Annotated in this window: 10 protein-coding genes; 6 read left to right on the forward strand and 4 right to left on the reverse strand. The window is 73.0% G+C overall.

Annotated elements, in window-relative coordinates; translation table 11 throughout:
- Positions 1-276 precede the first annotated feature (276 nt).
- From kdgD to ACFWEJ_RS20770, 4 genes are all read left to right on the forward strand, one after another.
- Positions 277-1,260: a 5-dehydro-4-deoxyglucarate dehydratase gene (kdgD, locus tag ACFWEJ_RS20755; protein ID WP_377231081.1), complete on the forward strand. Its 984-nt coding sequence runs from the start codon at positions 277-279 to the stop codon at positions 1,258-1,260.
- A 26-nt stretch (positions 1,261-1,286) separates the two neighbouring features.
- Positions 1,287-2,936 carry an aldehyde dehydrogenase (NADP(+)) gene (locus ACFWEJ_RS20760; protein ID WP_377231082.1) on the forward strand — a complete coding sequence of 550 codons (1,650 nt, stop codon included), beginning with the start codon at positions 1,287-1,289 and terminating at the stop codon, positions 2,934-2,936.
- Positions 2,933-4,261 carry an enolase C-terminal domain-like protein gene (locus tag ACFWEJ_RS20765; protein WP_377231083.1) on the forward strand — a complete coding sequence of 443 codons (1,329 nt, stop codon included), beginning with the start codon at positions 2,933-2,935 and terminating at the stop codon, positions 4,259-4,261. The genes ACFWEJ_RS20760 and ACFWEJ_RS20765 overlap by 4 nt, the downstream gene beginning before the upstream one ends.
- A 100-nt stretch (positions 4,262-4,361) precedes the next feature.
- Positions 4,362-5,384 carry an AEC family transporter gene (locus ACFWEJ_RS20770; RefSeq protein WP_377231084.1) on the forward strand — a complete coding sequence of 341 codons (1,023 nt, stop codon included), beginning with the start codon at positions 4,362-4,364 and terminating at the stop codon, positions 5,382-5,384.
- Between the two features lie 86 nt (positions 5,385-5,470).
- Here ACFWEJ_RS20770 and ACFWEJ_RS20775 read toward each other — a convergent pair whose 3' ends face one another.
- From ACFWEJ_RS20775 to ACFWEJ_RS20790, 4 genes are all read right to left on the reverse strand, one after another.
- A complete protein-coding gene (locus tag ACFWEJ_RS20775; RefSeq protein ID WP_377231085.1) occupies positions 5,471-6,094 on the reverse strand; it encodes a TetR/AcrR family transcriptional regulator in 624 nt (207 codons plus the stop codon).
- 27 nt (positions 6,095-6,121) lie between these two features.
- Complete coding sequence (locus tag ACFWEJ_RS20780) at positions 6,122-7,042, reverse strand: SDR family NAD(P)-dependent oxidoreductase (protein ID WP_377231086.1); 921 nt, start codon at positions 7,040-7,042, stop codon at positions 6,122-6,124.
- Positions 7,039-7,791: an SDR family oxidoreductase gene (locus ACFWEJ_RS20785; RefSeq protein WP_377231087.1), complete on the reverse strand. Its 753-nt coding sequence runs from the start codon at positions 7,789-7,791 to the stop codon at positions 7,039-7,041. The genes ACFWEJ_RS20780 and ACFWEJ_RS20785 overlap by 4 nt, the downstream gene beginning before the upstream one ends.
- Before the next feature lie 278 nt (positions 7,792-8,069).
- Positions 8,070-9,491, reverse strand: a complete 1,422-nt coding sequence (locus tag ACFWEJ_RS20790; protein WP_377231088.1) for a cation:dicarboxylate symporter family transporter — start codon at positions 9,489-9,491, stop codon at positions 8,070-8,072.
- Between the two features lie 130 nt (positions 9,492-9,621).
- Here ACFWEJ_RS20790 and ACFWEJ_RS20795 point away from each other — a divergent pair, with 130 nt between their 5' ends.
- Together ACFWEJ_RS20795 and ACFWEJ_RS20800 are read left to right on the forward strand one after the other, a co-directional pair.
- Positions 9,622-11,394, forward strand: a complete 1,773-nt coding sequence (locus ACFWEJ_RS20795) for an ATP-binding protein (protein WP_377231089.1) — start codon at positions 9,622-9,624, stop codon at positions 11,392-11,394.
- Positions 11,391-12,089, forward strand: a complete 699-nt coding sequence (locus ACFWEJ_RS20800; protein WP_377231090.1) for a response regulator — start codon at positions 11,391-11,393, stop codon at positions 12,087-12,089. The genes ACFWEJ_RS20795 and ACFWEJ_RS20800 overlap by 4 nt, the downstream gene beginning before the upstream one ends.
- The last annotated feature ends 145 nt before the right edge of the window (positions 12,090-12,234 follow it).

Genomic DNA, 12,234 nt, shown 5'->3' on the forward strand with positions numbered 1-12,234 from the left:
TCTCACTCCCCCCACGCCATCCTTTATTTGTTGTGTTGTGGTGTGATGTGTTTTTTCTTTAAGAGCCTGGTGTGTTGTATTTTTGTGGCGTGGAATCGTTTCGATACCGCAAATAGCCAGCACTCAACGACGCCGGCCGGGGCCGGTGATGCAGGGCCGGCATGAGTCGATGCCGTTTTGGGCTTGGACAGGCATCGTGGAGGGTTCTTACCGTGGCGCCGAGAACCTAGCCCGACCAGTCGCCATCGTCGACGTCTGTCACAGGAGGGGGCCACCTTGGCCACGTATGCACCGCAGGAGCTCGCCGTCGCCCTCAAGGACGGGCTGCTGTCGTTCCCCGTCACGCCGTTCACCGCGGACGGCGCGATCGACGAGCAGCGGTACCGCGACCACATCGACTGGCAGTCGAGCTTCCGGATCGGCGGCCTCTTCGCCGCCGGCGGCACGGGCGAGGGCTTCAGCCTGACGCCGCAGGAGTCGGCCCGCGTGGTGCGCCTCGCCGTCGAGACCGCCGCGGGCCGCACCCCGGTGCTCGGCAGCGCGGGCGGCAACACCGCCCAGGCGATCGACAACGCCCGCGCCGCGCAGGACGCCGGCGCCGAGGGCCTGCTGCTGCTGCCCCCGTACCTCACCGAGGCCGACCAGGACGGCCTGCTGGAGCATGCCTCCGCCGTCTGCGCCGCGACCGACCTCGGCGTCATCGTCTACAACCGCGGCAACGCGATCTACTCCGCGACCACGGTCGCAAGGCTGGCCGAGCGCCACCCGAACTTCATCGGGTTCAAGGACGCGATCGGCGACATCGAGCACCTCACGCGCGTCTACGCCACCAACGGCGACCGGCTCTTCTACCTGGGCGGCCTGCCCACCGCCGAGACCTACGCCCTGCCGCTGCTGCAGCTCGGCATGAGCACCTACTCGTCGGCCATGTACAACTTCGTGCCCGAGTTCGCGCTGGAGTTCTACCGCGACGTGCGGGCGCTGAACCACGCCGCGGTCACCGAGAAGCTGCGCCGGTTCGTGCTGCCCTACCTCGACATCCGCGACCGCACCAAGGGGTACGGCGTCTCGATCGTCAAGGGCGGCATGAAGGCGGTCGGCCGCGACATGGGCAGCGTGCGCGCGCCCCTCCAGGACCTCACCACCCAGGACCTCGCCGACCTCTCCGCCCTGATCGACGCCGCCGGGGTGCGTCCCGGTGCGGCCGGCGCCGCTCCGGCCAGCACTGCCGACGCCGCCGTCGACACCCTGGCCGGCTGACCCGAACGCCCTCAAGGAGACATGCGATGACCCAGCTCACCGGCCACTCGATCGTCGCCGGCGCGCCCCTTCCGGGCACCGCCGGCACCTTCGCAGGGCAGGACCCGGCCACGGCCCAGGCCCTCGAACCCGCGTACTCCCTGCTCGACGAGGCACAGGTCGCCCGCGCGACGGCAGCCGCGCAGGAGGCGTTCGCCTCCTTCTCCGCGCTCGCGCCCGAGCCCCACGCCCGCTTCCTGGAGCAGGTCGCGGCCAACATCGAGGCGGTCGCGCCCGACGTCGTCGCGCGGGCCATGCGCGAGACCGGCCTCCCGGCGGCCCGCCTGACGGGCGAGGTCGCCCGCACCACCAACCAGCTCCGCCTGTTCGCGCAGGTCGTGCGCCAGGGCGACCACCGCGGCGTGCGGATCGACCCCGCGCTGCCCGACCGCACTCCCCTGCCACGCGCCGACATCCGGCAGCGCAAGGTGCCGGTCGGCCCCGTGGCCGTCTTCGGTGCCAGCAACTTCCCGCTCGCCTTCTCCACCGCGGGCGGCGACACCGCCTCCGCGCTGGCCGCGGGCTGCCCCGTCGTCGTCAAGGCGCACAACGCGCACCCCGGCACGGCCGAGCTCGTGGGCCGCGCCGTGGCCGACGCCGTGGCCTCGTCCGGCCTGCACCCCGGCGTGTTCTCGCTGGTCTACGGGCCGGGCAAGGTCGTGGGCCAGGCGCTCGTGTCCGACCCGGTGATCCAGGCCGTCGGCTTCACCGGCTCCCGCGGCGGCGGCCTCGCGCTCGTCGCGGCAGCCGCAGCCCGCGCCGTCCCCATCCCGGTCTACGCCGAGATGAGCTCGATCAACCCCACGATCCTGCTCGACGGCGCCCTCGCGGGCGACGTCGACACGCTGGCCGCCGCGTACCTCACGTCGGTGACCGGCTCCTCGGGCCAGCTCTGCACCGCCCCCGGCCTCGTGTTCGTGCCGGACGGCGAGCGCGGCGACGCGTTCGTGGCCGCCGCCGGGCGCGCCGCGGCGGCCGCCGCCGGGCAGACCATGCTCACCGAGGGCATCGCGCAGGCCTGGCAGGACGGCGTCGACGCGCTGGCCGCGCAGGACGGCGTGTCGCTCGTCGGGGCCGGATCGCCCGGCGCGACCCAGAACGCCCCCGCGCCCGCGGTGTTCGCCAGCGCGGTGCCGACCCTGCTGAGCAACCCCGTGCTGCAGGCCGAGATCTTCGGCGCGGCCTCGCTCGTGGTCCGGTACTCGGACGCCGCCGAGCTGCTGTCCGCCGTCGAGCGCCTGGAGGGGCAGCTCACCGTGACGCTGCACCTGACCGAGTCCGACCGGGAGACGGCTGCGGCCCTGCTGCCCGTGCTGGAGCGCAAGGCGGGCCGCATCCTCGCGAACGGCTGGCCCACCGGCGTCGAGGTGGGGCACGCGATGGTGCACGGCGGGCCGTTCCCCGCGACGTCGGACGGGCGCACCACCTCGGTGGGCACGCTCGCGATCGAGCGGTTCCTGCGGCCCGTGGCCTACCAGAACCTGCCGGAGTACCTGCTGCCCGAGCCGCTCCGGTCGGACAACCCGTGGCACCTGACGCGGCGGGTCGACGGCGTGCTCGACGTGGTGGTGGGCGCGACGGACACAGACGTCACGGACGCGCACGGCGCCGCGGAAACCGCGGAGGCCGCGCGGTGAGCGCGCACCCCACGATCGCCCGCGTCGAGGTCGTGCCCGTCGCGGGCCACGACTCGATGCTCCTGAACCTGTCCGGCGCGCACGCCCCGTTCTTCACGCGGAACGTCGCGATCGTCACCGACTCCGACGGCCGCACCGGGCTGGGCGAGGTGCCCGGCGGGGAGAAGATCCGGGCGACGATCGAGGAGGCCGGCACGATCGTCGTCGGGCAGCCGGTGGCGCGGTACCGCTCCCTGCTGCGCGACGTCGCCCGCGCCTTCGCCGACCGCGACGCGGGCGGGCGCGGGCTGCAGACCTTCGACCTGCGCACCACGGTGCACGCGGTCACGGCCCTGGAGTCCGCGCTGCTCGACCTGCACGGCCAGGACCTGGGCGTGCCCGTCGCGGAGCTGCTCGGCGACGGCGTCCAGCGCGAGGCCGTGCCGATGCTCGGATACCTGTTCTACGTGGGCGACCCGGGCGCGACCGACCTGCCGTACCTGCGCGGGGACGACGAGTCCGACGCGTGGGGGCGGCTGTGCCGCGAGGAGGCGATGACGCCCGACGCCGTCGTGCGCCTGGCCGAGGCCGCCGCCGAGCGGTACGGGTTCACCGACTTCAAGCTCAAGGGCGGCGTGCAGGCCGGTGACCTGGAGGTGGACACCGTCGTCGCGCTCAAGGAGCGCTTCCCCGACGCGCGGATCACGCTCGACCCCAACGGCGGCTGGCTGCTGACCGACGCGATCCGGCTGGGCCGGCGGATGCGCGGCGTCGTCGCCTACGCGGAGGACCCGTGCGGGGCCGAGGGCCGGTTCTCCGGCCGGGAGGTCATGGCGGAGTTCAGGCGCGCGACCGGGCTGCCGACCGCGACCAACATGATCGCGACCGACTGGCGGGAGATGGCGCACGCGGTGCGCGCGGGCGCCGTCGACATCCCGCTGGCCGACCCGCACTTCTGGACCATGGCGGGCTCGGTGCGGGTGGCCCAGCTCTGCCACGAGTTCGGGCTGACCTGGGGGTCGCACTCCAACAACCACTTCGACATCTCGCTGGCCATGTTCACGCACGTCGGAGCGGCGGCGCCCGGCGAGATCACGGCGCTGGACACGCACTGGATCTGGCAGGACGGTCAGGGCCTGACGACGGCGCCGCCGCAGATCGCCGGCGGCGCGATCCAGGTGCCGACGACGCCGGGGCTCGGCGTCGAGCTCGACCGCGAGCGCCTGGCCGCCGCGCACGAGCTGTACCTGGAGCACGGCCTGGGCGCCCGCGACGACGCGACGGCGATGCAGTACCTGATCCCCGGCTGGGCCTTCGACCCGAAGCGCCCGTGCCTGGTCCGCTGACCCCGCCCGACTCGCTGAGTGCTGGCTATTTGCGGTACAAAAGCCCCACGGCCCCGCAGATACCCAGCACTCAGCGTTCTTGCGGGGGGCGGGGTTTGAGATGAGCGGGGTGCTGCTCGGGTTTGCGATCGTGCTCGTACTCGTCGGGGTGGGGTTCGTCGCCGCGTGGGTGCTGCCCGGCGAGGCCCGCGCCATGCAGCGCGGCATCGCGCCGCTGGTCTACTACATCACCAACCCGGCGCTGATGTTCCTGCTCATGTCCGACGCCGACCTGGGCGCCGTCCTACGCACCTACACGCCGATCGCGCTGATCACGGCGGCGGCCACGGGGCTGCTCTACGCGGTGGTCGCGGGCGGGCTGCTGCGGCGACCAGCCGGCCCGGTTGCGGCCGGCGCGATGGCGAGCTCGTACGTGAACGCGGGCAACATCGGCGTGCCGATCGCGCTGTACGCCGTGGGGACCGCCGCCCCGGTGGTGTCGGTGCTCATCGCGCAGCTCCTGGTGGTGGCGCCGGTGTACCTGTCGGTGTTCGCGTGGTGCCGGCACCGGGCGGCACGGGCGGGGCGGTTTGCCGCCGCTCGTTCCGACGACGACGTCACCTCCGGCTCCGCCGCGGACGCCGGTGCCGGTGCCGACACCGCCGGCCCCGGCACTCGCTCCCTCGGCGCCACCCTCGCCCGGTCGCTGGCCAACCCGGTGACGGTCGCGACCGGGCTGGGTCTGCTCGCCGCGGCGTTCTCCGTGGACCTGCCCGCGGTGCTCGGGCAGCCGGTCGAGATGCTCGGCCACGCCTCGGTGCCGCTGCTCCTGCTGCTGTTCGGCATGTCGCTGCGGGGTCAGCGTCCGCTGGGCCGCGAGGCGCGGGCCGAGGTGGTGCTCGGCACCGTGCTCAAGTCCCTGGTCATGCCGGTGCTGGCCTGGGTGGTCGGCAGGTTTCTGTTCGGGCTGGACGGCCTGGACCTGCTCGGCGTGGTGCTCATGGCGGCGCTGCCCACGGCGCAGAACGTGTTCCTGTTCGCGGGGCACTTCCGCCTGGCGACGACGTCGGTCCGCGACATCACGCTGGTCAGCATGCTGCTCGCCCTGCCGATCTCCCTGCTGGTCACCCTGCTCCTTGGCTGAGAACGTCGGCGCCGCCGAACGTAGGGGTAGTCGCACTCTGAGCGCTCAGAGTGCAACCAGACCTACGTTCACCTACGGCCGGAAGGTTAGGGGCGGGCTATGCCCGTCAGCACGTTGTGCACCAGGGCGTCGGCGAACGACTCCGTGACCGGCTCGTCCGGGACCAGCAGCCGGTGGTAGACGGCGCCCCAGAGCTGGTCGACCACGACCTGCACGTCGACGTCGTCGCGCACCTGCCCCGCCTCCTGCGCCGCGCGCAGCCGCTCGGCCGCGAGGCGTCGCCGCTCCGACGAGTACAGCGTGCGGTAGGCGACGGCGAGGTCCTGGTCGGTCTGCGACTGGCCGATCAGCTCCGCGAGGATGCGCCCCGCGGGCGTCGTCGTCATCAGGTGCACGAAGGCCCGGAGCTGGTCGCGCAGGTCCACGCGGATGTCGCCGGTGTCGGGGAACGCAAGCGTCTGCTGCACGGCGTGGAAGTAGCCGTCCAGGGCCAGCGCCCCCTTGGAGGGCCACCACTTGTAGAGCGTCGTCTTGCTGACGCCGGACAGGCGCGCGACCCGTTCGAACGTCAGGTCGGCGATGCCGTCGGCCAGCAGCACCTCGCCGACCGCCCGCAGCACGTCGGCGCGCACGTCGTCGGCCGGCCGCCGCCCGCGTCCCCGGCCGCGCGCGGGCGCGTGACCGTCGGACACCGTCACCTGGTCCGTCATGTCCCCTCCTCCTCAGCTCCCGCGAGTCTAGGTGGGCTCGGCGTCGCTGATCGGCGAGGCCGCCGCCCCCACCGTGAGCAGGTCCGGCAGGCCCACGCGCTCCAGGAACTCGCGGCGGGTCCGGTCGGCGAGGTCCGAGACCGCCTCGGAGCCGTCGTCGGCCGGGTCGATGTGCACCCGGTACGGCCGCTGCCCGGCGGGCAGGGCCACGATGCGGGCGATCTCGTCGGCGACCAGCGACACGTCGGCGTCGGGCGCCAGGGCCGCGAGCTTCTCCGCGACCTGACCCATCAGCCCCGCGTACCGGGTCTCGTACTCGGCCTCTACCGCGGCGTCGGCCGGGTGGCCCGCGTGCGCGAAGTGGTTGGTGCCGCTCGTGAACGAGCCGGGTACGACGATCGACGTCTCCACGCCCCAGCGGGCCAGCTCCGCGGCGTACGACACCGCGAGGGAGTCCATGCCCGCCTTGGCCGCGAAGTACGGGGCCAGGTACGGCGGGGTGCCGCCCTTGACGCTGGAGCTGGACACCCAGACCACGAGCCCCGCGCCGCGGCGGCGCATGCCGGGCAGGACCGCCCGGTTCACGCGCTGGGTGGACAGCACGTTGACGTCGTAGAGCTGCGCGAGCTGCTCCGGCGTGAAGGCCTCGGCCGGGCCGACGACCATGTGCCCGGCGTTGTGGATCAGGACGTCCACTCTCCCGTGCTCGGCCTCGATCTGCCCGACGGCGCTGTCGACCGACTCCTGCGAGCTCACGTCGAGCTCGACCGGCCGCAGGTCAGCCGCATGCCCGGCAGCCCAGGCCCGGGCGGCGTCGACCTGCGGCGCGTTGCGCCCCTCGGTCTGCCGCATGCCCGCGTAGACGGTGTGGCCCGCGGCGGCCAGGGCCCTCGCGGTCAGCGCCCCGAACCCGCTCGACGCTCCGGTGATGACGACGACGGCGCTCATGCCAGGCCCCCGTTGGTGTAGATGACCTGACCGTTGACCCAGCGTGCGGGGCCGGCCAGGAACGCGACCGTCTCGGCGATGTCCTCGGGCTGGCCGAGGCGCTCGAGCGGCACGGCGTTCGCCAGGTTCTGGATGGTCTGCTCGTCCTTGCCGTCCAGGAAGAGCGGGGTGGCCGTGGGGCCGGGCGCCACCACGTTGACCGTGATGTCCTTGCCGCGCAGCTCGCGGGCCAGGATCAGCGTCATGCCCTCGACGGCGGCCTTGCTGGCCACGTACGCGGCGTAGGCCGGGAACTGCGCCCGCACCACCGACGTCGAGAAGTTGATCAGGGCGCCGCCGGCGCGCAGCCGGTTGGCGGCGAGCTGGGCAACGACGAACGTGCCGCGGATGTTGGTGCGGTGCATGCGGTCGAGGTCCGCCAGGTCGAAGCTCGCGACCGGGCCGAGCAGCATGATCCCGGCCGTGTTGACGACGACGTCGACGCCGCCGAACGCCGCCTCGGTCGCGTCGAACGCGGCGGCCATCGCTACCTCGTCCGCGACGTCCCCGCCGACGGCGATGGCCTGGCCGCCGGAGGCCTGGACCTCGGCGACGACATCGTCGGCCCGGGCCTGGTTGCCCGCGTAGTGGACGGCGACGGCGTAGCCGTCGGCCGCGAGCCGCCCGACGACGGCGCGGCCGATGCCGCCCGACCCGCCGGTGACGAGCGCGACGCGTCGGGTGCCGCTGGTTTCCGTGCTGGTGCTCATGGGGTGCTCCCTGATCTTGACGCCGGTCTCGATGTGGACTGTGCGTTCATATAAACACAGAAGTGCACGCGCCGTCCATATATTCCCGCACACCGGCCCGGAGGGAACGACGAAGGGTCCGCCTCCGGCAGGCGATCCCGCATGCTCCGCGTCGCAGAACATGCCTGATCACCTGCCGGAGGCGGACCCAGTTGTCAGACGGCGGCCGGGGTACCCCCAGAGTTCCCCGGCCGGCGTCGGTCCTTGGTCGGCGCCGTCAAACGGCGCCGACAGCGCCCTCAGACGCCCGTCGGCTCCGGCACCCGCGGGCGCGAGCCGCCCGTGCGGTCGGCGTCGTCACCGGCATCGTCGCCGGCGCCGTCGTCCGTCGAGCCGGCGGCGTCGTCCGGCGCGTGCAGGTCGTCCGCCGCGCTCTCGTCGAACGGGAGCGCCCCGGACAGCACCTCGGTCACGCGGTCGCGGTCGATCTCCTTGGTCCAGGTGCCGATGATGACCGTGGCCACGGCGTTGCCCGTGAAGTTGGTCAGGGCCCGCGCCTCGGACATGAAGCGGTCGATGCCCACCACGATGCCCACGCCGTCGACCAGGTCGGGGCGGTAGGTCTGCAGGCCGCCCGCGAGCGTCGCCAGGCCGGCGCCGGTGACCCCGGCGGCGCCCTTGGAGGCGATGATCATGAAGGCGAGCATGCCGATCTGCTCGGGCACGGACAGCGGCGTCCCCATCGCGGAGGCGATGAACAGCGACGCCATGGTCAGGTAGATGGCCGTGCCGTCCAGGTTGAACGAGTACCCGGTCGGCACCGTGATGCCGACGACCGGCTTGGACACGCCCAGGTGCTCCATCTTGGCGATGAGGCGCGGCAGGGCCGCCTCGGACGACGACGTGCTGACGATCAGCAGGTACTCCCGCGCCAGGTACTTCATGAGCGAGAAGATGTTCACGCGGGCCACGAACCAGAGCACGGCACCCAGCACCACCACGATGAACAGGATGCAGGTCAGGTAGAAGCCGACCATCAGCGTGCCCAGGGCGACGACGGCGCCCCAGCCGGTCTCGCCGACGACGCCCGCGATGGCGCCGAACGCGCCCACGGGGGCGACCCACAGGATCATCGTCAGCACGCGGAACACGATCGCCTGGACCAGGCGGATGGCGTCGAGCGCGGGCTTGCCGCGAGCGCCGAGTTGCTGGATGGCGAACCCGACGAGCAGCGCCACGAACAGCGTCTGCAGCACGGACTCACCGGTCAGCGGCGAGACGAGCGTGGTGGGGATGATGCCGAGCACGAAGTCGACCAGGCCGGCGGCCTCGCCCTCCGCCTCGTAGCTGGCGTCCGCGATGTTCAGGCCCTGGCCCGGGTGCAGCACGTTGCCGACGACGAGGCCGATGAACAGCGCGAACGTGGACATCACGATGAAGTAGAGCAGCGCCAGCCCGCCGACCCGGCCGACGGTGGCGGCCTTCGCGATCGAGCCGATGCCCAGCACGATGGTGCAGAAGATGACGGGCGAGATCATCATCTTGATCAGGGCGACGAACCCGGTGCCGAGCGGCTTCAGCGCCACTCCGGTCTCCGGGGAGGCCAGGCCCACGATGACGCCGGCGACGACGGCGACGATCACCGCGATGTACAGGTAGTGACTCTTGTCGAGCCGGCGGCGCGGGGTGGTCCCGGCGCCGGCGGGCTGCGTTACCGCCATGGTGTGTTCCTCTCACAACGCTGTGTGGTCAGCGACAAGAGTGCTGGCCAGGGCGGCGAACCCCACCATTGCGTACATAGTGTTCTCGCGGCGGTCGGAGCAGCGGCGCGGGCGGTCCACAATGGACCCCGTGGCGCAGCGACGGGGTGCGAGTATCGCGAGGTGGTTCCTCGCCGTGCACACGGCGCTGCTGTTCGCCGGGGCCGTCATCGTGTTCGGGCTGCTGGCGCTGGACGCCCGGTCCTCGGCCGAGACGCACGCGGCGAAGGAGAGCACCGACCTGGCGGCGACGGTCGCGGCGGAGTCGCTCGTGATCGACACCGTGGCGCGGGCGCACGACACGCTGGAGACGGACCGTCCGGGCGCCGTCGCCGAGGCCTCCGGGCTGCTGCAGCCGTACGCCGAGCGGGTCATGGCCACCACCGACATCGACTACCTGACCGTGATGGACACCGACCGGACCCGCTACACGCACCGCAACACGTGGCAGATCGGCCGCCCGTTCGTCGGCACCACGGGGCCGGCCCTGCGCGGGCAGACGTTCACCGAGGTCTACGACGGCACGCTCGGCCCGTCGGTGCGCGCCGTGGTCCCCGTCGTGACGGACGACGGCGAGGTGGTGGGCATGGTCTCCGCCGGCGTCACGCTCGACCGGTTGTGGGACAGCATCGTCCCCCGCCTGGTGGTGGTCGGCGTCGGCACCCTGCTGGCGTTCGGCACGGGCGCGGTGGCCGCGACCCTGCTGGCGCGCCGGCTCGACCGGATCACGGAGAGCAAGGGCCCGGACGAGCTGGCGCACCTGTTCACCGCGCACGAGGCGGTGCTGCACTCGGTCGAGGAGGGCATGCTCCTGGTCGAGGACGGCACCGTGGTGCTCGCCAACGACGAGGCGCTGCGGCTGCTCGACGTCCCGGACCTCACGGCGCCGTTCGCCGTCGACGACGAGCGGCTGTCCCCCGCCGTGCACGACGTGCTGGTCGGCACCGCGCCCGAGGGTCCCGTCCGCGTGGGCGACCGCGTGCTGCTCGTGGGCCGCGACACCGCGGCGGCGTCGGGCCGCAACGTCGGCGAGGTGGTCTCCCTGCGCGACCGCACCGAGCTGCAGCGCGTCACCGGCGAGCTGTCGTCGGTGCGCACCATCTCCGAGGCCCTGCGCGCCCAGACCCACGACTTCAGCAACCGGCTGCACACCATCGCGACCCTCATCGAGCTGGGCCGCAGCGACGAGGCGCTGCGGTTCATCGCGGGCGAGAAGGACCTGGGCCAGCGGCTCACGGACCGCGTGGTGCAGGCGATCGAGGAGCCCGTCATCGCCGCGCTCGTGCTGGGCAAGGCCGCCCAGGCGCGCGAGCGCGCCGTCGAGATGCACTTCGAGACGCACCTGACGCCGGGCACGCACTGGCTGGAACCGGTGGACGTGGTGACGATCCTGGGCAACCTGATCGACAACGCGATCGACGCCGCGTCGGCCCGCGCGCTGGCCGGGGCGACCGAGGCGTGGGTGGAGATCTACCTCGCCAACGGCGACGACGGCTCTCTGGTCTTCCAGGTCTCCGACAGCGGGGCCGGCATCGCCGACGCCGACCTCGGTCACATCTTCGACCAGGGCTGGAGCACCAAGGACGCCGCGGCGGGCGGGCGCGGCTACGGTCTGGCGCTGGTGCGCCAGGTGGTCGAGAGCCTCGGCGGCGACGTCGAGCTGACCCGCGGGGCGGGCACCGGCGCGGTCTTCACGGTCACGCTCCCGCGCCCCGAGGGGGCGACGCCGGGCGGTCCGCCGGACGACGGCGCCGTCGTCGTGCCTCCTGCTGCGGGCGGAACGACAGTACCGGCCGACCCGGCCGACGCCGTCGTCGTACCGCCCGCCCTCGCCGGGCCGACCGGGCCGGGCGGCCGCGGGTGATCCGGGTCCTGGTCGTGGAGGACGACCACCGCACCGCCGACGCGCACGGCGAGTACGTGCGCCGCGTGGACGGGTTCGAGCTGGCCGGGGTGGTGCACACGGCGGGCGAGACCGTCCGCGCGCTGCGCGACGCCCAGGCCGCGGGGCAGGAGGTGCACCTGCTCCTGCTGGACATGAACCTGCCCGACCGGCACGGCCTGGTGCTGTGCCGGCAGCTGCGCGCGGCGGGCCTGGTGGTGGACGTGATCGCCGTGACCGCGGCGCGCGAGCTGGAGGTGGTGCGCGAGGCGGTGGCCGTCGGCGTGGTGCAGTACCTCATCAAGCCGTTCGCGTTCGGGCTGTTCGCCGAGAAGCTCGGGGCGTACCGCAAGTACTTCGAGCAGATGCGCTCGCCGGTCTCGACGATGAGCCAGCGCGAGGTGGACACCGCGTTCGCCGCGCTGCGCACCTCGAACGCCGCGGGGCTGCCGAAGGGGCTGTCCCAGGACACCCTGGACACCGTGTCCGACCTGCTCGCCCGGGCCGCCGGCGCGCTGTCCGCGAGCGAGGTGGCCGACGAGCTGCACCTCGCGCGGATCACGGCCCGCCGGTACCTGGAGTTCCTCGCCGACCGCGGCGTCGCGACCCGCGCGCCCCGGTACGGCACGCGCGGGCGCCCGGAGCTGGAGTACGCCCGCCGCCGTCCGCCGGCCTGACGCCTGGCGGAGTCCGGATCGCACATCCCCTTTGAGGCCCAGGTTTCTCCGCTTTCGACACGCTGAGGTGGTCCGACTCGTCCAGCGAGTCGGAGATGCCGCGCAGGTCGTAGACGGTGGCGCCGAGCGCGTAGGCGTCGCGGAG

This window comes from Promicromonospora sp. NPDC060204 (assembly GCF_042728455.1).
GTDB lineage: Bacteria > Actinomycetota > Actinomycetes > Actinomycetales > Cellulomonadaceae > Promicromonospora.

Bases quoted from the DNA above. Each gene is read 5' to 3' on its own strand.
- ACFWEJ_RS20760 (WP_377231082.1), top strand. From the start codon at position 1,287: ATGACCCAGCTCACCGGCCACTCGATCGTCGCCGGCGCGCCCCTTCCG.
- ACFWEJ_RS20770 (WP_377231084.1), top strand. From the start codon at position 4,362: ATGAGCGGGGTGCTGCTCGGGTTTGCGATCGTGCTCGTACTCGTCGGG.
- ACFWEJ_RS20775 (WP_377231085.1), bottom strand. From the start codon at position 6,094: ATGACGGACCAGGTGACGGTGTCCGACGGTCACGCGCCCGCGCGCGGC.
- ACFWEJ_RS20780 (WP_377231086.1), bottom strand. From the start codon at position 7,042: ATGAGCGCCGTCGTCGTCATCACCGGAGCGTCGAGCGGGTTCGGGGCG.
- ACFWEJ_RS20785 (WP_377231087.1), bottom strand. From the start codon at position 7,791: ATGAGCACCAGCACGGAAACCAGCGGCACCCGACGCGTCGCGCTCGTC.
- ACFWEJ_RS20790 (WP_377231088.1), bottom strand. From the start codon at position 9,491: ATGGCGGTAACGCAGCCCGCCGGCGCCGGGACCACCCCGCGCCGCCGG.